The 22,828-nt window shown below is 63.4% G+C and carries 25 protein-coding genes; 11 read left to right on the top strand and 14 right to left on the bottom strand.

The window, feature by feature from the left end:
• Position 1: 1 nt before the first annotated feature.
• The 4 genes from ACN0X7_RS09810 to ACN0X7_RS09825 are packed head-to-tail and all read left to right on the top strand — an operon-like array spanning position 2 to position 3,632.
• Positions 2–781 carry a coniferyl-alcohol dehydrogenase gene (locus ACN0X7_RS09810; protein WP_417516634.1) on the top strand — a complete coding sequence of 260 codons (780 nt, stop codon included), beginning with the start codon at positions 2–4 and terminating at the stop codon, positions 779–781.
• 13 nt (positions 782–794) lie between these two features.
• Entirely contained in the window at positions 795–1,589 is a 795-nt protein-coding gene (locus ACN0X7_RS09815) for a citryl-CoA lyase (protein WP_417516636.1), read from the top strand.
• Positions 1,590–1,592: 3 nt separating this feature from the next.
• Positions 1,593–2,678, top strand: coding sequence for an SDR family oxidoreductase (locus ACN0X7_RS09820; RefSeq protein WP_417516638.1), 1,086 nt, complete (start codon positions 1,593–1,595; stop codon positions 2,676–2,678).
• A gap of 12 nt (positions 2,679–2,690) precedes the next feature.
• On the top strand, positions 2,691–3,632 hold the full coding sequence (locus ACN0X7_RS09825; protein WP_417516640.1) for an aminotransferase class IV: 942 nt from the start codon (positions 2,691–2,693) through the stop codon (positions 3,630–3,632).
• Positions 3,633–3,784: 152 nt separating this feature from the next.
• Here ACN0X7_RS09825 and ACN0X7_RS09830 read toward each other — a convergent pair whose 3' ends face one another.
• The 8 genes from ACN0X7_RS09830 to ACN0X7_RS09865 all read right to left on the bottom strand — a co-directional run bounded on the left by ACN0X7_RS09830 (position 3,785) and on the right by ACN0X7_RS09865 (position 11,280).
• Complete coding sequence (locus ACN0X7_RS09830) at positions 3,785–6,157, bottom strand: transketolase (RefSeq protein ID WP_417516642.1); 2,373 nt, start codon at positions 6,155–6,157, stop codon at positions 3,785–3,787.
• A 9-nt stretch (positions 6,158–6,166) separates the two neighbouring features.
• The gene (locus tag ACN0X7_RS09835) at positions 6,167–6,454 is read right to left on the bottom strand and encodes a type II toxin-antitoxin system RelE/ParE family toxin (RefSeq protein ID WP_417516644.1); all 288 of its coding nucleotides are present in this window, start codon (positions 6,452–6,454) and stop codon (positions 6,167–6,169) included.
• Positions 6,451–6,726, bottom strand: a complete 276-nt coding sequence (locus tag ACN0X7_RS09840) for a type II toxin-antitoxin system ParD family antitoxin (RefSeq protein WP_417516646.1) — start codon at positions 6,724–6,726, stop codon at positions 6,451–6,453. The genes ACN0X7_RS09835 and ACN0X7_RS09840 overlap by 4 nt, the downstream gene beginning before the upstream one ends.
• 89 nt (positions 6,727–6,815) lie before the next feature.
• Positions 6,816–7,802: an aldo/keto reductase gene (locus ACN0X7_RS09845; protein WP_417516648.1), complete on the bottom strand. Its 987-nt coding sequence runs from the start codon at positions 7,800–7,802 to the stop codon at positions 6,816–6,818.
• Between the two features lie 13 nt (positions 7,803–7,815).
• A complete protein-coding gene (locus tag ACN0X7_RS09850) occupies positions 7,816–8,949 on the bottom strand; it encodes an aminotransferase class V-fold PLP-dependent enzyme (protein ID WP_417516649.1) in 1,134 nt (377 codons plus the stop codon).
• Entirely contained in the window at positions 8,946–9,413 is a 468-nt protein-coding gene (locus ACN0X7_RS09855) for a MaoC family dehydratase (RefSeq protein WP_417516651.1), read from the bottom strand. Before ACN0X7_RS09855 ends, ACN0X7_RS09850 begins: the two co-directional genes overlap by 4 nt.
• On the bottom strand, positions 9,410–10,582 hold the full coding sequence (locus tag ACN0X7_RS09860) for an epoxide hydrolase family protein (RefSeq protein ID WP_417516653.1): 1,173 nt from the start codon (positions 10,580–10,582) through the stop codon (positions 9,410–9,412). Before ACN0X7_RS09860 ends, ACN0X7_RS09855 begins: the two co-directional genes overlap by 4 nt.
• 35 nt (positions 10,583–10,617) lie before the next feature.
• A complete protein-coding gene (locus ACN0X7_RS09865) occupies positions 10,618–11,280 on the bottom strand; it encodes a YqgE/AlgH family protein (RefSeq protein WP_417516655.1) in 663 nt (220 codons plus the stop codon).
• Positions 11,281–11,322: 42 nt separating this feature from the next.
• Between ACN0X7_RS09865 and ACN0X7_RS09870 the strand changes: the two genes are divergently transcribed.
• Both ACN0X7_RS09870 and ACN0X7_RS09875 read left to right on the top strand, forming a co-directional pair.
• Entirely contained in the window at positions 11,323–12,144 is an 822-nt protein-coding gene (locus ACN0X7_RS09870; RefSeq protein ID WP_417516657.1) for a protein-disulfide reductase DsbD domain-containing protein, read from the top strand.
• Between the two features lie 104 nt (positions 12,145–12,248).
• Positions 12,249–12,734, top strand: a complete 486-nt coding sequence (locus ACN0X7_RS09875; protein WP_417516659.1) for a peroxiredoxin — start codon at positions 12,249–12,251, stop codon at positions 12,732–12,734.
• Positions 12,735–12,882: 148 nt separating this feature from the next.
• Here ACN0X7_RS09875 and ACN0X7_RS09880 read toward each other — a convergent pair whose 3' ends face one another.
• The 6 genes from ACN0X7_RS09880 to ispH form a co-directional block, all read right to left on the bottom strand.
• Positions 12,883–14,013, bottom strand: a complete 1,131-nt coding sequence (locus ACN0X7_RS09880) for an ATP-binding protein (RefSeq protein ID WP_417516661.1) — start codon at positions 14,011–14,013, stop codon at positions 12,883–12,885.
• Positions 14,014–14,157: 144 nt separating this feature from the next.
• Entirely contained in the window at positions 14,158–14,601 is a 444-nt protein-coding gene (locus ACN0X7_RS09885) for a response regulator (RefSeq protein WP_417516663.1), read from the bottom strand.
• Positions 14,602–14,665: 64 nt separating this feature from the next.
• A complete protein-coding gene (locus ACN0X7_RS09890) occupies positions 14,666–17,395 on the bottom strand; it encodes an ATP-binding protein (RefSeq protein ID WP_417516665.1) in 2,730 nt (909 codons plus the stop codon).
• A 92-nt stretch (positions 17,396–17,487) separates the two neighbouring features.
• Positions 17,488–17,922 (bottom strand): ribonuclease HI, encoded by a 435-nt coding sequence (gene rnhA, locus ACN0X7_RS09895; RefSeq protein WP_417516667.1) that lies wholly within the window; start codon positions 17,920–17,922, stop codon positions 17,488–17,490.
• Positions 17,922–18,887, bottom strand: coding sequence for a homoserine kinase (locus ACN0X7_RS09900; RefSeq protein WP_417516669.1), 966 nt, complete (start codon positions 18,885–18,887; stop codon positions 17,922–17,924). The genes rnhA and ACN0X7_RS09900 overlap by 1 nt, the downstream gene beginning before the upstream one ends.
• An 11-nt stretch (positions 18,888–18,898) precedes the next feature.
• A complete protein-coding gene (ispH, locus tag ACN0X7_RS09905; protein ID WP_417516671.1) occupies positions 18,899–19,852 on the bottom strand; it encodes a 4-hydroxy-3-methylbut-2-enyl diphosphate reductase in 954 nt (317 codons plus the stop codon).
• 124 nt (positions 19,853–19,976) lie between these two features.
• On the opposite strand from ispH, the gene ACN0X7_RS09910 reads away from it, so the two are divergent.
• The 5 genes from ACN0X7_RS09910 to ACN0X7_RS09930 all read left to right on the top strand — a co-directional run bounded on the left by ACN0X7_RS09910 (position 19,977) and on the right by ACN0X7_RS09930 (position 22,820).
• The gene (locus ACN0X7_RS09910) at positions 19,977–20,216 is read left to right on the top strand and encodes a CDGSH iron-sulfur domain-containing protein (RefSeq protein WP_417516673.1); all 240 of its coding nucleotides are present in this window, start codon (positions 19,977–19,979) and stop codon (positions 20,214–20,216) included.
• 5 nt (positions 20,217–20,221) lie between these two features.
• Positions 20,222–20,758: a hypothetical protein gene (locus ACN0X7_RS09915; RefSeq protein WP_417516675.1), complete on the top strand. Its 537-nt coding sequence runs from the start codon at positions 20,222–20,224 to the stop codon at positions 20,756–20,758.
• An 11-nt stretch (positions 20,759–20,769) separates the two neighbouring features.
• Positions 20,770–20,916, top strand: coding sequence for a hypothetical protein (locus tag ACN0X7_RS09920; protein ID WP_417516677.1), 147 nt, complete (start codon positions 20,770–20,772; stop codon positions 20,914–20,916).
• Positions 20,917–21,011: 95 nt separating this feature from the next.
• Positions 21,012–22,277: a UDP-N-acetylglucosamine 1-carboxyvinyltransferase gene (gene murA / locus ACN0X7_RS09925; protein ID WP_417516679.1), complete on the top strand. Its 1,266-nt coding sequence runs from the start codon at positions 21,012–21,014 to the stop codon at positions 22,275–22,277.
• 63 nt (positions 22,278–22,340) lie between these two features.
• Positions 22,341–22,820, top strand: coding sequence for a DUF2948 family protein (locus tag ACN0X7_RS09930; RefSeq protein ID WP_417516681.1), 480 nt, complete (start codon positions 22,341–22,343; stop codon positions 22,818–22,820).
• Positions 22,821–22,828 lie beyond the last annotated feature (8 nt).

Below are 22,828 nucleotides of genomic sequence, written 5' to 3' on the forward strand. Positions count from 1 at the left end.
GATGGCGATGCAATATCCGGTTCTGCTGACCGGCTCGGCGAGCGGTATCGGCGACGCGACGGCCAAGCGCCTGCTCGACGCCGGCAACAAGGTCATCTCAGTCGACATCAAGGAACCGAAACAGTCCGTTCACGAACACCACACCTGCGACCTGGGCGATTCGAAGGCGATCGACGATCTGCTGGGCAAGCTGAAGGGGCCGTATTCGTCGCTGCTGAATGTGGCGGGCGTGCCGGAATCGGTGGGCGGTGCCAAGTGCATGGCGATCAACGTCTTCGGCTTGCGCAAGCTGACGGAAGCGCTGTTCGACGACATTGCCGACGGCGGCACCGTAGTGAGTGTGTCGTCCATCGCCGGCAACAACTGGCGGAAACGCCGTGCGGCGATCAGCGACCTGCTGGCAACCAGCAGCTTCGAGGAGGGCGTTGCCTGGTGGGACAAGAACGGCGCGGACGTCGGGACCGACCCCTACACCTTCTCCAAGGAAACCGTGGTCGTCTACACGATGGCGCTGGCGGGTCGCGGGCTGACGCGGGGCATCCGCGTGAACGATGTCGGTCCCGGCCCGGTCGATACGCCCCTGCTGCCCGACTTCACGCACTTCGCGGGCGAGGACAACATGAAGAACATGATCAGCATGACAGGCCGCGCGGCGGAAGCCGACGACATCGCCGAAGCGCTGGTGATGCTGGCCAACGGCGAGCCGCGCTGGGTCAACGGGCATCATCTGGTGGTCGACGGCGGCATGACGGCGGGCTTTTCCGCCGGCTGGAAATCCTGAGGGGGATCGCACCATGATGGGTGACAAGGGGGCGGGCGCAACCGCCATCGCCAAGGCCAGCCGGACCGCGATCCGCATCCGGGGCTATGATCTGTGCGACGACCTGATGGGCAAGGTGGATTTCTCCAGCTTCTTCTTCATGCACCTGACGGGGAAGATGCCGACCGAGAACCAGTTGTTCTTCCTGAACGCGCTGCTGGTGGCGCTGGCCGAGCACGGCCTGACGCCAAGTGCGCAAGCCGCCCGCATGACCCTGCAGGCCGGTCCCGACGCCATGCAGGGTGCGGTTGCGGCAGGCATTCTGGGCTGCGGTTCCGTCATCCTGGGCTCGGCGGAGACCGCCGGGCAGTTTCAGGCGGAAGGTGTGAAGCGTGTGCTGGCCGGCGAGGACCGTGCTGCCGTCGCCCGCGAGATGGTGCAAAGCCTGCGGGATAGCAGGAAATTCCTGCCCGGCTTCGGCCATCCGATCCACAAGCCCGTCGATCCGCGCGCGGTGCGTATTCTGGATCTGGCAGATGAGCGGGGCGCGGCGGGCGAGCATGTCGCCTTCCTGCGCGCCTGCGCCGATGTTGCCGACGAGATCTATGGCCGCCCCATGGTGATGAACCTGAACGGTCCCCTGCCCGCGATCCTGCTGGACCTCGACTTTCCGCCTGCGGCATTGAAAGGCATTTCCATCCTGTGCCGTACCGCCGGCCTGATCGGCCACTGCGTCGAGGAACTGGAGCGCCCCATCGGCTTCCGTCTGGCGCATCTCGGCGATCAGGGCACAAAATACGACGGCCCGAACCCGCCGGAAGACCTCTGAGCGATGGGCGGTACGGTTCTGATCGCAGGCGCGAGCGGCATCGTCGGCGGTGCCGCCGTCCGGCATTTTTCGGCATTGCCGGACTGGAAGGTCGTTGCCCTGTCGCGGCGCGTGCCGGACTTCGCCTTCGAAGGCGCGCACATCCCGCTTGACCTGATGGACGCGGACGCCTGCGCGGCGACGGCGCAGGAGCACTTCGGCGCGGTCACCCATCTGGTCTACGCCGCGCTCTACGAGAAGGACGACGTGATCGGCGGCTGGCGCGATCCGGAGCAGATGGCGACCAACGATCAGATGCTGCGCAACCTGTTCGGCGCGCTGGAACCTGCGGCACCGGACCTGAAGCACGTCTCGCTGATGCAGGGGGCCAAGGCCTATGGCGTACACATCCACCCTCTGGCCAGTCCGGCCAAGGAACGCTGGCCGCGCGACGACCACGACAACTTCTACTGGCTGCAGGAAGACTATCTGAAAGAGCGGCAGCAGGCGGGCAACGGCTGGACCTGGAGCATCTGGCGTCCGCATCTGGTGACCGGGTTCTCACCCGGCAGCCCGATCAACATGCTGTTCGCGATGGGGGCTTTTGCCGCGATCAGCCGCGAGGAAGGCAAGCCCCTGACCTTTTCCGGCGGGCCGCCCTTCATCCAGCAGATGTCGGATTCGCGCCTGATCGCTCAGGCTTTCGCATGGGCCGCGGACAATCCGTCGGCGTCGGCGAACCAGCATTTCAACATCGCCAATGGCGACATCGTCATCTGGCAGAACCTGTTTCCCGCCATCGCCGACCATTTCGGCATGGAACTGGGACCGCCCCGCCCGTTCTCGCTGGCCGAAGCGATGCCGCAGAAGGAAGAGGTCTGGCAGCAGATCGTGCGGAAACACGATCTGCGCCCCTCGAACCTCGCCGAGATGGTCGGGGCATCCTGGCAGTTTGCAGACTTCGTGCTGGGATTTGGCAAGAAACCGAGCGCAACCGTCCTATCGACCGTCAAGCTGCAGCAGGCAGGATTTACCGGCTGTCTCGACAGCGAGGATGCCATGATCGCATGGTTCGAGGATCTGCAGGCACAGCGTATACTGCCCCGCTAATGGAGGTTCGCCATGAACGAAGTCAAACCCTTCCGTGATGAAGTCACCGATCGGAGCATGTCCGATGGCTGCGGCTTTCAGGACGGCATCTACAAGCCCATCGCCGAGGTTGGCGTGAACGTGCTGGACTGGGGCTTCAACAAGTCCGACGTGACCTACGACGTGGTGCATGTGAAGGACGGTGCCTTCTTCCGCCTGCAGCACCACCTGGACCGCTTCTGGGCCTCGATGAAGGGGCTGCGCATGTCGATCCCCTACAGCCAGGAAGAGGTGGCGGAAATCCTGACCGAGTGCGTGAAGCGTGCGGGTCTGCGCGATTCCTATGTTGCGATGATCACCACGCGCGGTATCCCGACCCCTGGCATGCCGCGCAAGCCGCACCTGATCGAGAACCGCTTCATCGGCTATGCGATACCCTGGGTCGACGTGATCAAGCCCGACGTGCAGGAACGCGGGGCGCACCTGATCATCTCGAAGGTGCCGCGCATCCCCGCCGCCTCGGTCGACCCCACCATCAAGAACTATCACTGGGGCGACCTGATCCGCGCGCAGTTCGAAGCCGATGACGCGGGCGCGGACACGGCGATCCTGCTGGATATCGACGGCTATGTGACCGAGGGGCCGGGCTTCAACGTCTTCGCGGTCATCGACGGCACGGTGGTCAGCCCGGACCGGGGATCGCTGGAAGGCATCACCCGGCGCTCGGTGCTGGACATCTGCGACCAGCTCGGCATCCCGAACGAGATCCGCGCCATCCGTCCCGAGGAAATGCTGGAGGCCGACGAGATCTTCACCGCCACCACCGCCGGCGGCGTCATGCCCTGCGCCCGCATCGACGGCCGCATCAAGGGCAACGACCGTCCCGGCCCGGTCTCGATGCGCCTGAAGGAAACTTACTGGCAGCGCCACACCGAAGGCTGGGACACGACGCCGATTGATTACGGGGACGCGTAGGTTCGTACCGCATCAGGGACCCGCACGGCCTGTCACCCCCGTCTCCGTGCGGGGGCGGAAAGTGCCATATTTCCGATCGGGGATCTCTCAGCCGCAGGACAAGCCGGTCCCCGCACAAGGCGGGGGTGACCCTCGGGGATTCACTGCGGGAGCTACGACCACCCCGCCACTTTCCGACCCACGGTCAAACCGCTGACCGCATCGACAATTGTGTCGGCGTCGATGCCGAAGTGCCTGTAGAGATCGTCGATGGTGCCGGTCTGGCCGAAGTGCTCGACGCCGAGGGGAATGCTCTTGTGGCCTTCGACAGAACCGAGCCAGCCGAGCGTGGCCGGGTGGCCGTCGATCACGGTGACGATGGTGCAGTGGCGCGGCAGCGGGCGCAGCATCCGTTCGATATGGCTGGCGGCGCTGTGGTCGCCCCGCTTGCGGGCGCGCTGGGCGGCGGTCCAGCCAGCGATGAGGCGATCCGCGGACGTTATCGCCATGACGCCGATGTCGCGACGGCTTCCGCCGATGCGGCCGGCGGCCTCAATGGCTTCCGGGGCGACACAGCCCTGATAGGCGATGACGACCTCGCAGTTCGGGCCCGGTTCACGCCACCAGTAGGCCCCGTCGATCACGCCTTGCCGGAAGGCCTCGTCCGAGCGGGCGGCGGGCTGTTCCAGCGTCCGCGTCGAGAGGCGCAGATAGACCGAACCGCCGGTCTCGTCGCGCAGCCAGGTGCGCTCGTCCGGATCGCCCTCTCCGTCACGCTGCATGTAGGCGAAGGACCATTCCATGATGGCGGCCAGCTCGTCGGCATAGGCGGGTTCGAAGGCGGCCACGCCATCCTGGCTCATGCCGATCAGCGGGGAACCGATGGACTGGTGCGCCCCGCCCTCGGGCGCCAGAGACACGCCCGACGGCGTGCCGACGATCATGAAGCGGGCATCCTGATAACAGGCATAGTTCAGCGCATCGAGCCCGCGTGCCACAAACGGATCGTAGACCGTGCCCACCGGCAGCAGGCGCGTCCCGAACAGGCTGTGTGACAGCCCCGCCGCGCCCAGCAGCAGGAACAGGTTCATCTCGGCAATACCCAGTTCGATGTGCTGGCCGTCCGGGCGGAAGCGCCATTTCTGCGCCGAAGGCACCCGCTCCGCCTGGAACGTGTCGTCCAGCTTGTCGCGCGCGAACAGATGACGGCGGTTCACCCAGGGACCGAGGTTGGTCGAGACGGTCACATCCGGCGCGGTGGTGACGACACGCGACGCCATCTCGCTGTCCGATTTGGCGATGGCGTCCATGATCTTGCCAAAGGCGGCCTGAGTGGAGACGGCCTTGTCGCCCGGCGCATCGAGCCGCGGCACATCGATGGCATGGTCGGTGTACCGGCGTGTGCCTTTCGAGAAGAAGGGGACGTCATCCAGAAAGGCCTTCAGCGCGCCTTGGTCCTCGACTGTGGCAAAAGGTTCCCATTCGTCGCCTTGGGCCACGCCCATCTTCTTCTGGAACTCGGCCATCTGGGTCGGGTTCATCAGGCCAGCATGGTTGTCCTTGTGGCCGGCCAGCGGCGTGCCCCAGCCCTTGATGGTGTAGGCCAGAAAGCAGGTTGGGCGGTCGTCGTCCGCCGCTTCCGCGAAGGCTTCGGCCAGCGTCTCGACGCACTGCCCGCCCAGGTTCTCCATCAGCTCGGCCAGTTCGTCGTCGGACCGCCGGTCCAGCAGGGCCGTCACCTCGCCCTGATCGCCGATCTCATCCATCAGCCGCTTGCGCCATGCCTTGCCGCCCTGAAAGGTCAGCGCGGAATAGAGCTGGTTCGGGCAGTCCTCGATCCAGTCCCTCAGGCGTTCCCCGCCCGGTTCGGCAAAAGCGGCTGCCTGGATGACGCCGTGGCGCAGGCGGACGACCCGCCAGCCGAACGCATCGAAGATCTTCTCGATCCGCTCCCACAGGCCCTCGCGGATGACACCGTCGAGGCTCTGGCGGTTGTAGTCGATGATCCACCAGCAGTTGCGCAGGCCGTGCTTCCAGCCCTCCTGCAGGCATTCGTAGACGTTGCCCTCGTCCATCTCGGCGTCGCCGACCAGCGCCACCATGCGGCCCATCGGCCTGTCCGGTGCAAAGGTCTTGGCGGCAATGTAATCCTGAATGATGGAAGCAAAGGCCGTGATCGCGACACCCAGCCCGACCGAGCCGGTGGAGAAATCCACATCGTCGATGTCCTTGGTCCGCGACGGATAGGACTGCACACCGCCGAAGCCGCGGAAGTTCTCCATCTTCTCGCGCGTCTGGTTGCCCATCAGATATTGCATCGCATGGAAGATCGGTGAGGCGTGCGGCTTCACCGCCACCCGGTCCTCGGGGCGCAGTGCCGAGAAATACAACGCGGTCATCATCGACACCATCGACGCCGACGAGGCCTGATGCCCCCCCACCTTCAGTCCGTCGTCCTTCGACCGCAGGTGATTGGCATTGTGGATCATCCAGTGCGACAGCCAGAGCAGCCGCTGTTCGATGGTCTTGAGGTGGGCTGTCGTCATGTCAAAACCTCAAAGCAGGCGGCGGATGTTGCGGGCACCGTGGAGGATACGCTGTATCCTGACGGTTCGCTTCTCCACTGAATAGAAGATCAGGTAGTTGCCGTGAACAACGCGCCGAACGATCCGCTGGGGTGACCGCTTCCAGACCGCCGACGCCTCCGGAAATTCCGACAGCGCCAGGCAACGGCCATACAATTCCCTCGCGAACGATTCCGCCCGTTCCGGATTATCCTCCGCAATGTAAGCGGTGATTTCTTCCAGATCGCGCTCAGCCCGGCGGGACAGGCGAACGATCATGCGCGTTCGCGCGCCATGGCGGAATATTTGTTGATGAGGCGCTCAAATACTTCCTCCGCAGGTTTCGAGCGGCCGGCCTCAAAGTCTTCGAATGCAGGCTCGAGTTCAGCCCAGATCTCTTCCTCGGTCCAGCCGCCTGCGCCATGAGCGTCCTGATCGTGGCGGATCAGGTCGCGGACATAGTCGCTGGCATTGCTGTAGCGACCGCTCTTCGCCTGCTGCTCGACCCATTCACGCATTTCGTCCGGTAGAGAGACATTCATGGTTGCCATAGCTTATCTCCATTGCACACGAATTTTGGCAAGCTATGCCATAAATCGTGCAGAATGTCAGCAGGGAGGGCGGCTGGCGTCCGCGTGGCTTACTGGTGCCCTTTCGGCCATTGCGGACGGTACGGTGCTTCGATCTGCTTGCATTCGTCCTCGGAGAGTTCGACCTCCAGCGCGGCGATGGCATCGGAGATGTGGCCAGGCTTCGATGCCCCGATGATCGGCGCGGTGATCGTGTCGTTCTTCAGCACCCAGGCCAGCGCGATCTGTGCGGGCGGCAGGCCCTTCGCCTCGGCCACATCGCAGACGGCGTTGGCCACGTCGAAGTCTTCCGGGCGGCCGAAGACGCGCTGTGCCACGGGGTCGGTCTTCGCGCGGTCCGTATCGCCAAGGGATTCGCCTTCCGGGCGACGGGTCAGGAACCCGCGTGCCATCGGGCTCCACGGGATCACGCCGATGCCGTTGTCGGCGCAATAGGGCAGCACCTCACGTTCTTCCTCACGATAGGCCGCGTTGTAGAAATTCTGCATCGAGACAAAGCGCGTCCAGCCGTTCATGTCCGCGACATGCTGCATTTCCATGAACTGGCGCGCCCACATGGACGAGGCACCGATATAGCGGACCTTGCCTGCCTTCACGCAGTCATGCAGGGCTTCCATCGTTTCCTCGATGGGCGTGTGATAGTCGAAGCGGTGGATCTGGTAGAGGTCGACATAGTCGGTGTCCAGCCGACGCAGACTGTCGTCGATGCTGGCCATGATATGCTTGCGCGACAGGCCGCGGTCGTTCGGTGCCTTGGACATCGGATTGTAGACCTTGGTCGCGATGACGGTCTGATCGCGCGGCGCCAGTTCCTTCAGCGCACGGCCTGTAACCTCCTCCGACGCGCCGATGGAATACATGTCCGCCGTATCGAAGAAGTTGATCCCGGCCTCCCAGGCCTCCCGGAAGAAGGGCTTCGATTCCTCCTCGCGCAGCACCCATGAATGGTGGCCCTTATCCGGGTCGCCATAGGTCATGCAGCCCAGACAAAGCTTGCTGACACGCAGGCCCGTCTGGCCCAATCGCACATATTCCATCACGTTCTCCCCCTTAGAGAATGGCGCGCAACGCATCCATCAGGCGCGCGACGTCATCGTCATTGTTGTACAGATGCGGCGTCACCCGCATCGAGGTGCCGCGCACACTGATATGAACCTGTTGCGCCGCCATGTCCGCGACAAGGTTCGCTGGTGGCTTGTCCGGAAACGAAAGTCCCAGAAAATGCGGCGCACGCGAACTGTCCGGCGGCGACGTCAGACCGAGCATGGCTGCCTGCGCGGCGATATCCCGCGTCTTCGCGCCCAGCGTCTCGGCGATAGCCTTCGGCGTCCATTCATGCAGCTGTTCCATCGCGGCAATCGCTCCCGGCATCAGGGCGAAATTCGAGAACTCGCCCATGTCGTAGCGCCGCGCACCGGGCTGCATATCGTCCACATAGTTCAGCAGATTGGCGAAATCCCGCGCATTGGAGCGGGTCATCCAGCTCTGTTCCAGCGGTTCGCCATCCTGCCAGTTCGGATCGACATACATGAACCCGATGGAATACGGCCCCAACATCCACTTGTAGGCGGCGCAGACCATGAAGTCGGGACGCACATCCTTCACCGAAAACGGCAGCGCGCCGAGAGACTGCGTGAGGTCAAGGACCAGTGCCGCGTCCACCTCGCGCAAACGCGCACCGACCGCAACGAGGTCGATCAGGCTGCCGTCGGTCCAGTGATTGTTGGCGAGCGCGGCAATCGCCGTCCGGTCGTCGATGGCGTCGAGAATGACCCGTGTCCAGTCATCGTCCTGCGCCTTCCCCAGCGTGACCACTTCGGCACCGTTGGCCTTCGCCATCTCCCGCCAGCCGTAGACGTTCGACGGGAACTGGTCCTTCAGCACCAGAATGCGCTGCCCCTTCGCAAGCGGCAGGTTCCGCGCGGCGGTGGCGATGCCATAGCTCGCGGCTGGCACGACGGCGACGTCATCGGATGTCGCGCCGATCAGCTCCGCGAACAGGCCTCGGGCCTTGTCGGTCTCGGTAAAGAAGTCATCCGGCACGACCGTCCATGGCTGCGCCTTGCGCGCCGCACCCCGGCGCACGGCTTCGACGACGCGACGACTGAGCGGCCCCATGTAGGCGCAGTTCAGATAGGCCCGGTCATCGGGCATGTCGAACAGGTGACGCTGACAGGCAATCATGCGGCCGGCCGCTTCAGGACGAACTGCACCGCATCCCACGAACAGACCTTCTCGCCGTTCTGGTTGAATATGCGCACCAGCATGGTGACGAGACCCAGTTCGGGACGCGATTTGCTCTCGCGCTTCTCAGTGATCTCGACCTCGCCGGAGATCGTGTCGCCGGGGCGCACGGGCATGTGGAACGTCAGATTGCTCATCCCGTTCGAGCCCATGGAGGCCGACCCGATGAAACCGGCCTGGACCAGCATACGAAAGCCGGTCGCCGCCACCTGCCAGCCACTCGCGATCATGCCGCCGTAGATCGACTTTTCCGCCGCGACCTTGTCCAGATGGTGGGGTTGGGGATCATATCTGAAGGCGAATTCGATGATCTCGCTTTCGGTCAGCGTGATGCCCGGCCCCCTGATGATCTCGCCAATCCGATAGCTTTCGTAGTGGCGCGCCGGGTCGCGATGGTCCGTCATTTCAGGCCCTTGAAGAATGTGAAGATATCGGCCGTCAGTTCGACGGGTTTCTCCATCGCCGCGAAATGCCCGCCATCTTCCTGTTTCGTATAGTGAACGACGTTATAGCTCCGGTTCAACCAGCTGTCCGGCGGGATCAGCCCCAGATCGTAGGGGAAAAGGCAGAAGCCGGTCGGCACCTCGACCCGGTCCGGCGTCCCGTCGTCCCTCCTGCCGAGTTCCATGCCGCCCTGCTCCGTCACGGCGGTATAGATCCAGCTTGCCGAATTGTGCGCATTGTTGACCCAGTAGAACATCAGGTTGGTGATCAACTGGTCCATCGAATGCAACGTCAGAACGCCCGGACCTTCCTTGTGGCGGTACTGGAATTTCTCGACAATCCACGCCGCCAGGCCAGCCGGACTGTCCGACAGGCCATAGTTCAGACTCTGCGGTTTGGTGCCCTGGATCTGGAAATAGCCCATGCCCCGGGCGGTGCGCTTCTTGAAGGCTGCGATCCATTTCTTCTCGTCATCGGACAGTGGCGGCGCGCCCTCGCCCAAGTAGGGCCTCAACGGCACCATATTCAGATGAACGGCCTTCACCCGATCGGGGTGCCGGTGCGCCAGCCATGATGTGATGATCGATCCCCAGTCGCCGCCCTGCGCGTAGAACTGCTCGATGCCGAACGTCTCCCGCATCATCTTAGCCCAGAGATCGGCAATTTCCTTCGGGTGCATCGGTTTCGCCGGCGCACTGGACCAGCCATAGCCCGGCAGCGAGGGGCAGATCACGGTGAAGCCGTCCTCGGCATCGCCACCGAACCGTTCCGGATGGGCAAGCGGCTCGATGATCTCGTGGAATTCGAAGATCGAACCGGGCCAGCCGTGGGTGATCAGCAGGGGTTCCGGGTTGCTGCCCGACCCCGGTTCGCACCACAGATGAATGTCGAACCCGTCGACCCTGGCCATATAGCCGGGCCAGCGGTTCAGTTCCGCTTCCCACTTTCGCCAGTCATAGGCGTCGCGCCAGTACTCCACGAACTTCTTCATGTAGGTCAGGTCGGCCCCGTAGAACCAGCCACCACCCTCGACCTCGTTGGGAAACCGCGTGCGCGCCAGGCGATCCTTGAGATCGTCGAGAACCGCATCGCTGACACTGATCTTGAAAGGCTCGGCATCGATCTGCACGGCCACTCTCCCCCTCGTTGAACCCCGTCGTCCTTTCAGGCGCGGCCCGCCTCCGACGAAAGCAGGGCCGGATCGATCCCCAGCCGCGCCATGGCCGCGTCCCATTTGGCTTCGGCTGACGTCGCAAACAGCAATTCCGGACTCCCCTCGCAGTGCAGCCAGTCGTTGCGCTGGATCTCGCCCTCAAGCTGCCCCGGAGACCAGCCGGCGTATCCCAGCGCCAGCAGCGCGCTCATCGGGCCGCGCTGTTCCGCCATGGCCCTCAGAATATCGACGGTCGCCGTCAGCGCCACGCCCTCGCCGATGGGAATGGTCGCGTCGCGCCCGTAATCGGGCGAATGCAGAACGAACCCCCTGCCAGTCTCGACAGGTCCTCCGTAGTGCAGCGGGATGTCGGGCATCTCGTCAGGCCGCCCGAGATCAAGCTGCCCGGCCAGATCCGCGAAGCTGAGGTTGTCCAGCGTCTTGTTGACGATCAGGCCCATGGCACCGCCCGCTTCCGAGTGCGCGCACATGTAGATGACCGACCGCTCGAAACGCGGATCGGCCATCGCGGGCATGGCGATCAGTATCTGGCCTTCCAGAGTGTCCGCCGTGCTTGTTTCCCGATCATCATCCATACCGGCAGGATGGTACGCCACGCCGCCGCTTTCAAGCACAGACCATCGGACACGCCGCGACACACCATCGTGAGCCATCCATCATTGGCAACAGGCCGGTCGTGCCAATATACCAGAACCATGAAGATCAGATTCCTACTGGCAGCCCTGTGCGGCGTTCTCGCGGCCTCATCGGCCGCGCAGGCGACCGACTTCGCCTCTCCCTGGGGCGGCATCCAGGAAGCGGAAGTCAGGCTGGTGGCCGGCCATGTGCCCGGTCACGGCGACATGCTGGGCCTGCAGTTCGTCATGTCTCCCGGTTGGAAGGTGTACTGGCGCAGTCCGGGCGATGCGGGTTTCCCGCCCGTGCCCGAATGGGAAGGCACGAGCGGCGCGACCGACATGGAGATCAGGTGGCCCCTGCCCCTGCGCTTCGTCTTCTACGGCCTGGAGACCTACGGCTACGAAGATGAGGCCATCCTGCCCATCACCTTCCAGCGCGAAGGCGGCGCCGCATCCGTGAAGCTGGAGCTGTTCTATGCCGCCTGCGCCGACATCTGCGTGCCCGTGACGACCAGCCTTGCACTCGATCTGCCCGCCGGCGGCTGGCCGGAGAACCGCCATGCGCGGTCCATCGGAACGGCGCTGTCGAAGGTGCCGGTACAGGACAAGGATATCGCCAGCATCGAAAGCGTGCGGGAAACCCTGAACGCGGGCCGTGCCGTGGTCGAGATACGCATTCAGACCGACCGTCCTGTCGTCCGGCCCGATCTGATCGTCGAGGGTCCGAAAGACCTTCTTTTCGAACGCCCCGCCTGCACGACCGCGGGCACCACGACATCCTGCGCGATCGCTGTTGCCGAGAACCGCGGCGGCGGGTCCCTGGCCGGAAAGGATCTGGTTCTGACGCTCTCCGGCGAGGGTTTTGCCGCCGAGATGCCCGCGAGCGTGGCTCGGCCCTAGATCGGCACCGCAACTGGACACTTGAGGGATGAGATACTAAGTGCATGAACACTGCCGGACCGAACGTCCGGTTCCAATCAAACAAGATTAAGGGGATGCGACCCATGACGATTCAGGAAGGCGATAAAATGCCGGAAGGCGGTCTGATGCAGATGACCGGCGAAGGCCCCGCTCCGATCACGACCGACGAACTGTTCAGCGGCAAGAAGGTGGTCCTGTTTGCCGTTCCCGGCGCTTTCACGCCGACCTGCTCGGCCAAGCACGTGCCCGGCTTCGTATCGAAGGCGGACCAGTTCAAGTCGAAAGGTGTCGACACGATCGCATGCCTGTCCGTGAACGATGTGTTCGTCATGGATGCCTGGGGCAAGGATCAGGCGGCCGGCGACAAGGTGATGATGCTGGCCGACGGCTCGGGCGACTATGTTTCACGGCTGGGCCTGGAACTGGACCTGACCCCGCGCGGCATGGGCAAGCGCGCCACCCGGTTCGCCATGATCGTGAACGACGGCAAGGTCGAGCACCTGGCGGTCGAAAGCAATCCCGGCGAGCTCACCGTCTCGGGTGCCGACGCGATTCTGGAAAAGCTCTGATACCGCGATGAAACGCGCCTGATGGAAACATCCGGGGGCGTTTCAGTCCGATAACGGTCTTCCTTTCGAAGACCGGTTTTGAACGGGAAAAGGGGTCGTCGCGGCCCCTTTTTCATGTCCGGGCGGCGAGAAGAACGCCAGGAATGCTTTATTCCGCAATCCTGCTCTCGGGAAAGCAGAGGCTGACCCGCGTGCCGCGCCCGACGGCACTGGATATATCCAGATGCCCGTCGTGGGCTTCGATCAGGGCCTTCACGATCGGCAGACCGAGACCCGTTCCTTCTTCGGTCAGATAGAGCTCCTGCTCGACCTGCGCGAAGGGTTCGAGAATGGAAGACAGTTTCTCGGGCGGGATGCCGATGCCCGTATCGATGACACTCAGGGTCACCCGAGCGCCGTTGGGTGAGAAACTGATGGTCACCCGCCCGCCCGGCCGGGTGAACTTGATCGCATTGGAAAGCAGGTTGAGCAGCATCTGCTTGCCCGCCCGCCGGTCGATCATCAGTTCGACATCGGAGAAAAGATCGATATCGATCGTGACGTCGCCGTCGACAGCCTTCTGGCGCATCAGACGAACCACATCTTCGACCAGTTCGCTCACCCGAACCCTTTCGATGTGAAAGGACATTCTGCCGGCCTCGATCTTGGACAGATCGAGGACGTCGTTGATCAGCGTGAGCAGATGCTGGCCGCTGTTGCCGATGTCGGAGATATATTCGCGATAGCGGGGGTTCTCGATCGGCCCCATAATCCCGTGCAGCATCAGTTCGGAAAACCCGATGATGGCGTTGAGCGGCGTCCTGAGCTCATGGCTCATGTGCGCGAGGAACTGGCTCTTCGCGGCGCTCGCCAGTTCCGCCTCCTCCTTCGCGAGGCGCATGGCCTGTTCACTCAGGCGCAGGCGTGTCTCGGACTCGAACTGCGCGTGGGCGTAGCGCAACGATCTGGCGAGCAACCGGGCCGAAAGATCCTTCTTGTCGATGAAGTCATAGGCCCCCGCGCGCAGCGCGGCCTCGTCGACGACATCGTCACCCTGGCCCGTGAGCAGGATCATCGGCATGACGGGCGACGGAATCGAAAGCTCGGATATCAGATCGATGCCCGACTTGCCCGAGATACTGCCATCGATGAGCGCAATATCGAAATCATCGGACCGGAGCATCCTGAGAGCATCTTCGACGTTATCAACGTGAAACAGGCTGTAGGCACCCACTGATTTCAGCAGCCGCTTGACGAGCACGAAATCCTCGTAATCGTCATCGACCATCACGACGCGCATGACCGACGGCTCTTCCGTCCTGGCTGGCGCGAAGCGGTAAATCTGCGCTGATCCTGATGTCTCTCTGCTGCTCAAAAATCGGCATCCCTGATAAATGTCGGATCGATAACAGCGAAAACCGGTTAACGGAATGCTAATTTCCGGTCAGACGGCGGGCACTTCGCACGCGCACGCCCAGTAGCCCTCGATCAGCTTCATCGTCTTCACGAGCTTCTCGAACGAGCCGGGTTTGGTGATGAAGGAATTCACGCCGAGGTCATAGGAGGTCACGACCTCACTGGGCGCGTTCGTGGTCGAGAAAATTACCACCGGAATGCGTCGGAGATCGTGGTCCGCCTTCAGGAAGGCCAGCACCTCGCGCCCGTCGATCCGCGGCATGTTGAGATCCAGCAGGATCAGGTCCGGACGCGGTGCGGTCGTACGATCCGTGTAGGATCCTTCATTCTTCAGATACTGGATCAGTTCCACGCCGTCGCCGACGAAATACGGTTCCATCTGCAGTCCGGCCTTCGAAATGGCGCGCTGGAAAAGCACGCGGTCTGCCAGATCGTCCTCAGCCCAGACCACGTTTCTGTTCAATGACGTCATTGGAATGGAACCCTGTCAAAACATCGCCGGCGCACGGTGTCCGACCCTTGCCTGATCAAGAATACTAGCGCCCGCCCCGTGCTGTTGGAAGGCCGGACTCACCGGGCGCGTGCACCGGCCATGACAACCGGAACGTGGCCCCGTCGGGCGTGGCGGTTTCCACGACGACGTCTCCGCCCATGTTCCGGACGATCTTGGCCACGATCGACAGCCCCATCCCGGTTCCCGGTATGCTGCTGTGCGCGTGCAGGCGTTTGAAGGGCTCCAGTATCTGCCGGGCGTGCTTCATGTCGAACCCGATACCATTGTCCGCCACCCGGATGACGACCTGATCCTGAATCCCCCAATCCCGCGTCACGACAACTTTCAGCGGTGTGTCGGGCTTGCGGTACTTGATCGCATTCCCGATCAGGTTCTGGAACACCCGCGTCATCTCGGCAGGACTGGTTTCGGCCATCCCGAGGTCCTGGATCTCGATCTCGCCACCGGCTTCGCGCGCGGCTTCCGACAGGTTCTGCAGCGCCTGCCGCGCCAGATCGCCGAGATCGGTCGTTTCCTTTTTCCCATGGCCGCTGTCCAGACGGGAGTAGGCCAGCAGGTCCTGGATCAGCGTCTGCATGCGCTGCGACGCCGACGTCACGAAGCCGAGGTACTTCCGCCCCTTTTCGGGCAGGACGTCAGCGAATTCCTCATCAAGGATGCCGGAAAACGCCATGATCTTGCGCAGGGGTTCCTGCATGTCGTGGCTGGCGACGAAGGCGAACTGTTCAAGTTCGGCGTTGGAGCGCTCCAGCTGCTTCTCGACGCGTTTCAGGTCGGAGATATCCTGACGCACGGTGATGAATCCGCCACCCGCAATCGGATAGTCATTGCCCAGCAGCCACGTGTCGCCCCGAACATTCATGACGAAGGGCCTGCCGCCCTCACGACGTCGGTTTCGCCGGTCCTCGATCCAGCTGTCCCACGCTTCGGGTGCGAGGGCGATGTCGCCAGCGGCCAGGTTGTTCCGCAACAGCCATTCCCAGGCCTGGCCCTCGCAGGCTGCCGGATCTTCCAGTCCGATCATCTCGGCATAGGCCGTGTTGCAGACCACCAGCTTCTCATCGGCATCATAGATCGCGATGGCATCCGTGATCGAAGACAGGGCCACCGCCAGCAGCTTTTCGGCTTCATCCCGCTGTGATGCGGTCTGCAGCAGATCGGTGACATCCCGCATCACGGTCGCCGTGCCCGTGAAATTCCGTTCCGCATCGAAGATCGGATTGATCGCCAGTTCCACCTGACGTTCCACCGAATCGTCTTCCCCCCGGATCACCAGTGAGTTGCGGATCTCCTCGCCGCGCGCCAGCCGCGCCATGTTTGCCGCCCTGGTTTCACGATCGGAACCGCGCTTGACGTCGAGAATGCTGCTGCCGAGCGCTTTCTCCGCCGGAAGATCGTAGAAAACCGCCGCAGATCTGTTCCATACGTTGATGATGCCGTCCGCATCGGTACCGACCACCGCATCCGATGTTGCATCGACAAATGCCTCAAGCTCCGCGGCGCGTTCCTGCGCAACCCGATTCAGACGCTCCTCACGGGTGACGTCACGGACGGTCACCGTGGCCCCCTCATAGACGTCCTTCCGGAAGACAGGTGCCGCGTTGAGCAGTATTTCCCTGCTTTCCCCCTTGCCGTCGGGCCGGGTGAGTCGCAGGTCCGAAATCACCTCTCCTTCGCGCAGGCGGCGCAGCAGTTCGGAATTCTGCGCATGAAAGGCCTGCCGTCCGCCTGCCGGAACCTGGGTGATGTCGGGAAAGAACTGCGCCATGGCGCGATTCCAGGCGGTGAACCGGTCATCGGGATCGACGAACAGGATCCCGTCCTGCGATCCTTCCACCGCGCGCACGTAGTCCTGCATCCGGCGTTCCACCTGCCCGCGCTGATGCCACAGCAGCGCCACGACATGCGCGAGTGCGATCTGGGCGAGCAGAAACACCTGAATCTCCAGAATGTTGCCGCCGAACACGCGGGAAGCCGGATCTGCCGAGCCAATTTCACTCCAGATGAGCGAGATCGCCAGGCAGCTGCCGACGAGGCCGGACATCGGCATACCCAACCGGATACCGGCAAAGACGATCAGGGCCGGCATCGCATAGATCAGCAGATCGAACGAGGACCGGTGCACGACCCAGACAAGCGCGAAGATCGTCGCGATCCAAAGCGCGGCTTCGGTGAGAAGGAACCACCGCCTCTTCTTCAGGGTGTCCTGAACCGGCGCGATGACTGCCGGCCCGATGATCACGGCACCGACGATCCCGGACGCCACCCAGGTCTGGAAAACAGCCAGGAACGGCGCACCGTAGAAGTGGTTCAATGCCAGCGCGCCCGCCACGGCCCCGACGATCGGCCCGGCCAGTCCCGCGACGAGCAGGAACCGGAAGAAGCCTTCCGGTGTCAGGATATCGCGACGGCGGAAGCGCATGTAATTCAGGATCAGGGCGGAGCAGGCGATCTCCAGCAGATTGGCGATGGTCAGGCCGAGCGACACCGTCACGGTGTCCCCATAGGCCAGATTGGCGAGGAATATCGCTGTGCCGGACAGCGCAAAGGCTGCGTATCGCAGCGCGCCGCCAACGCGCAGGATAATGCCAAGGGCCAGCGCATTGGCCAGCCAGATGCTCGCCACATTGCCCGCGGCGCGCGTCATCTCGACGCCCAGCGTCGCCAGCAGCAGGACGGCGACGGCACCCAGCGCGACCGTTACAAGCCCGTCGGTCCGGACGGACGCATCTTCACGTATCATTTCCGACATGGATACAACGCGTTTGCCTGTTACAGGAATGCCCCTGTATCAGCCAGTACAGGCCGGATGTTGAAAAGCCGTTAACCCTGGCAGGGCCGCGGTCAGCGGAACGCCTCGATCGCGGTGCGCGCGAGTTCGTCGGCACGTTCGTTCCCCGGATCTCCCGCGTGCCCCTTCACCCAGCGCCACTCGACCGTGTGCCGGGCGTTCAACTCGTCAAGCATCTGCCAGAGGTCGACGTTGAGCACGGGCTTCTTGGCGGCCGTCTTCCAGCCGCGCTTCTTCCATCCGGGCAGCCAACTGGTGATACCGTCCATGACGTAGCGGCTGTCGGTATGCACGATGACCTCGCAGGGCCGCTTCAGCGCCGAAAGCGCCTCGATCGCGGCCGTCAGTTCCATGCGATTGTTGGTCGTATCGGCGGCACCGCCGCTGAGTTCCCGTTCCCGGTCGCCGTATTTCAGCAACGCTCCCCAACCGCCAGGGCCCGGATTGCCCGAGCACGCCCCGTCGGTCCATATCTCGACCGTCGCCATCAGAAATCGAGGCCGTAGGCGGTGGCGCTGGCGACCTTCTGATGGAAGGCGAGCTTGTGCCAGTATTCCATCGGATCCTTCGGCGTGACCAGCGCCCCTTCCGGGTGGTTGAGCCAGTCGTACAGCCGGGTCAGGAGAAACCGCATGGCAGCGCCCCGCGCCAGTACGGGAAGCGCGTCGAACTCATCCCGTGTCAGCGCGCGCCGCTCCCGATACGCGCCCAGCATCTGCCGTGCCTTCGTGATGTTGAAGGCCCCGTCGGGCTCGAAACACCAGGCGTTCAGACAGATCGCGAGATCGTAGACCAGCACGTCGGTGCAGGCGAAGTAGAAGTCGATGACACCGCTGAGCTCTTCGTCGATGAAGAACACATTGTCGGGAAACATGTCGGCGTGAATCACACCGCGCGGCAGGGCGTCCGGCCAGTGCGCTTCCAGAAAGCCGACCTCCGTCGTCAGCGCGTCATACAGCCCGTCATGGACCTCATCCGATCTTTCGCCGCACTGCGACAGCAGATCTCGCCAGGCCGAGACCGAAAGGCCGTTCGCCCGTTCAGCCGCCAGGTCCGCACCGGCAAGATGCAGGCGCGCCAGCGCGTCACCCACCTTCTGCGTATGGACCGGCTTCGGCTTTTTCGGCCATCGCCCGTTCAGAAAGCTGACGATCGCCGCCGGCTTGCCCGACGCCCGGCTCAAAAGACCGCCGTCCCGGCGCACGATCGGCTGCGGACAGGGCAGACCGTTGGCGTTCAGATGTGCCATCAGACCCAGGAACCAGGGCAGATCATCGCTGTTCACGCGCTTCTCGTAGATCGTCAGGATGAAGGGGCCCTGATCGGTCTGCAGCAGGAAGTTGGAATTCTCCACCCCTTCGGCAATGCCCTTGCATGCCACCGCGCGACCGATGTCATACGCCAGCAGCAGGCCGTCCAGCTCGTCATCGTCAATATCGGTATAGACCGCCAAGATCCGGCCCGTCAGTCCCGGAGGACGCGCGGAATCTTGAAAATCACATCCTCCGAAACGCCATCGACTTCGGTAACCTGAACGTCGAACCTCTGCTGGAAGGCATCCAGCACCTCCTGCACCAGCACCTCGGGTGCCGAGGCCCCCGCCGTCACGCCCAGCGTGCCCGGTTGTCCGATCTTCTCCCAGTCGATGTCGGCGGCGCGCTGCACCAGCAGGGAACGAGAGCATCCAGCCCTCTCCGCCACTTCGACAAGACGCTTGGAGTTGGAGGAATTGTGCGCACCGACCACCAGCAACAGGTCGCACCGGCTTGCGATATCCTTGACGGCCGCCTGCCGGTTGGTGGTGGCGTAGCAGATGTCTTCCTTGCGCGGCACGCTGATCCGCGGGAACCGCTTCCTGAGCGTGTCGACGATCTCGGCCGTGTCATCCACCGAGAGGGTCGTCTGCGTGATGAAGGCAAGACGCTCGGGATCGGGGATGTCAACCGTCGCCGCCTGATCGGCAGTTTCGATCAGGGTGATGGCCCCCTCGGGCAGCTGACCCATGGTGCCGATGACCTCGGGATGGCCCTCATGCCCGATCATGATGATGTGCAAGCCGTCCCGATGATGCCTCTCGGCCTCGACGTGAACCTTTGAAACCAGCGGACAGGTGGCATCCAGATAGAACTGCTTGCGACGCTCGGCATCCTGCGGCACCCATTTCGGCACGCCGTGCGCGGAAAAGACGACCACGGCGTCCGCCGGCACCTCGTCCAGTTCCTCGACGAAGATCGCGCCGCGCTTCTCCAGCCCCTCGACCACGAACCGGTTGTGCACGATCTCGTGGCGGACGTAGACCGGCGCGCCGTACTTGTCGAGCGCCCTGTCAACGATCTGGATCGCGCGTTCCACGCCTGCGCAGAACCCGCGCGGATTGGCCAGAAGAACGTTCAGCCGGGGTTGTTCGTGTACCGTCACATCAACACTCCAAGGGAAGCCGTCAGCACCGCTTGAGGCGCGACGCTTCCTCATCTACATTGCGCCCGTCCCAACCACAAGTTTGGGTCGGAACACAATCAATCAAGGCTGGAAGATCGCAAACATGACGGAACCTGTCATCGCCCAGAAAGCGCCGTACGCAACCGATGTCGAGGAAGGCAAGTCGTATTTCTGGTGCACCTGCGGCCAGAGCGGCAAACAGCCCTTCTGCGACGGCTCCCACAAGGGATCCGACTTCGCGCCGCAGAAATACACCGCCGAAAAAACCGGCAAGGCCTTTTTCTGCGGTTGCAAGCACACACGTAAATCGCCGATGTGCGACGGCTCCCACAACAAGATCTGAGTTCAATGAAGTTTCTCAAAGCCGGCCTCGTTGCGGGGTCCATGATCGCGATCGCCGCCGTTCTGCATGCCTGCGGGGGCGGTGCCGCCGCCGCCGGGACCTGTCCGAAGATCGGTGTGCTGCCTGATGCCGCCGACAACCCCGTGACAGGCCCCGATGGCGAGGTCGTGGCCCTGGCGCGTCTCAGCGTCCAGCACGGCACCTGCATCTACGACAAGAGCAACGCCTCGCGGACCGGCTACAGCAAGGTCAGGTTTCCGATGACCGTCCGGGTGTCCGCAGCACGCTTCCAGGGTGCGCGGGTCCAGGATATCGACGTGGAATACGTGGTGGCCACCGTGGCGCCTGACGGGGTGATCACGGGACGTCAGACCTACAGCACGACCATCGGCCTGAGCAGCGCAACCAACTTCGAGGACGAGAAGATACTCATCGAGATCCCCTATCAGGGGAACGGTGAGGCCAGTCAGCACCGGGTCGTCGCGGCATTCCTGATCGACCGCGAGACCGTGGCGCTGAACCGAAGCCGCCTGGGGCGCTAGGATCGCAGCCGATGACCGGCGGAAATGAACGGAAAGGCAGCAAGGCGGCCGAGAAGGAAGCCCGGCTTGCCGAGCAGCTGAAAGAGAATCTGCGCCGCAGGAAAGCCGTGCAGACGACCCGGAAGCCGAAGGCGATCAAGAACAGGGAACAACATTGACACCGGATGCGTTGCCGGCTTTCCCGCCATTCCAACGCCTCATTCGTCAGGCCTTTTTGCCGGAATTGCGTTTTGATCGGGAATAGAGGGTTCGAATGGACAGCATTCTGATTCGCGGCGGAAACCCGCTGCGCGGCACAATTCAGATCAGTGGCGCGAAGAACGCGGCATTGCCGTTGATGACGGCGACGCTGCTGACAGACGAGCCCGTCACGCTGACGAACGTGCCGGCCCTGGCCGACATCCGGACCATGGCGGAACTGCTCGCAGAGTTCGGCTGCAAGGCCGAGGATCAGGGCAACAACAGCTGGCAGTTCAATACACCCGAGATCACCGGGACCGTCGCGCCATACGATATCGTGCGAAAGATGCGGGCGAGCGTTCTGGTGCTGGGCCCCCTGCTGGCGCGCACCGGCGAGGCCAAGGTGTCCTTGCCCGGTGGCTGTGCGATCGGCACGCGGCCGGTCAACATCCACATCCAGGGGCTGGAAGCACTGGGGGCGGAGATCGAGATCGAAGGCGGCTACATTCACGCAACCGCCCCCCGGGGCCTGACCGGCACGACGGTCACAATGCCGGTGGTGTCCGTCGGCGCGACCGAGAACCTGCTGATGGCAGCGGCGCTGGCAGAGGGCACCACCGTCCTCGAAAACGCCGCGCGCGAGCCCGAGATCGGCGACCTGATCGACCTGCTGGTTGCCATGGGTGCCGTCGTCGCCGGGCGCGGCACCGACCGGATCACCATCACCGGACAGCCCGCCCTGCACGGTGCCGCACACCGCGTCATCCCGGACCGGATCGAGACCGGCACCTTCGCGGTGGCGGCGGCCATCACGGGTGGCGATATCCTGCTGACGGGCGCGGACCACGACATCGTCGAGGCGATCCTGGCGCCGCTGCAGCGTTCCGGTGCCAGCGTGGACCTGCTTGAGGGTGGCATCCGTGTGCGCCGTGACGGTGCAGGCATCCTGGGCGTCGATGTCATGACCGAACCCTATCCGGGGTTTCCGACCGACATGCAGGCACAGTTCATGGCGCTGATGTCCATCAGCCACAGCGCCGCCATGATCACCGAAACCATCTTCGAGAACCGCTTCATGCACGTACCCGAGTTGGGGCGCATGGGGGCCGACATCACCGTGCACGACTCCTCGGCGATGGTGCGCGGCGTGCGGCGGCTGAAGGGCGCGCCGGTGATGGCAACCGATCTGCGCGCATCGGTCTCACTGGTGCTGGCGGGTCTGGCGGCGGAAGGTGAAACCCAGGTCAATCGTGTGTATCATCTCGACCGGGGCTACGAGCGGCTGGAAGAGAAACTGAAGGCCTGCGGGGCCGATATCGAACGTGTCAGCGGGAACTGACGGCAACAGAACGCGGTTTGATCGTTTCAGTGAGATGAGATCTGGTTCTGGAGGGGGAAAGATATGAAGGATCGCAAGCGGAAGCCGCCTGCGCCGCTGCATCTGCATGCCGTGGACGAGGATGACCTGAAGGTCGTGTCCGCCGCCCTGTCAAGCGCGACGGTCAAGCGTGCCGACATGCGGTTCGACCGGAATGCGCGACGCTTTGCCTTTGTCTGCAATCGCTTCCGCTGGGAAGGCGACGAGGTCGATGACGACAAGGGCGGCAGCCGCATCCGCGCCGGCATCCAGATCAATGACATCGCCCGCGTACAGGCGCTGGGCATGAACGGAATCGACGGCGAGACCGTTCTGGAATTGCTGTCGATTGTATCGGAACCGGGCGACAACGTCCCCGAAGCGACGATCACCCTCACATTCGCGGGCGGACCTGCCGTCCGGCTGGAGGCGGGCTGCGTGGACGTGCTGGTGGACGATATGGGACGTGCTTGGTATACGCCCAATCGGCCGCGTCACGAGATCGAGGATGGCGACGGCGATTGACAGGTATG

The sequence above is a fragment of the Minwuia sp. genome, assembly GCF_048263705.1.
Lineage (GTDB): Bacteria > Pseudomonadota > Alphaproteobacteria > Minwuiales > Minwuiaceae > Minwuia.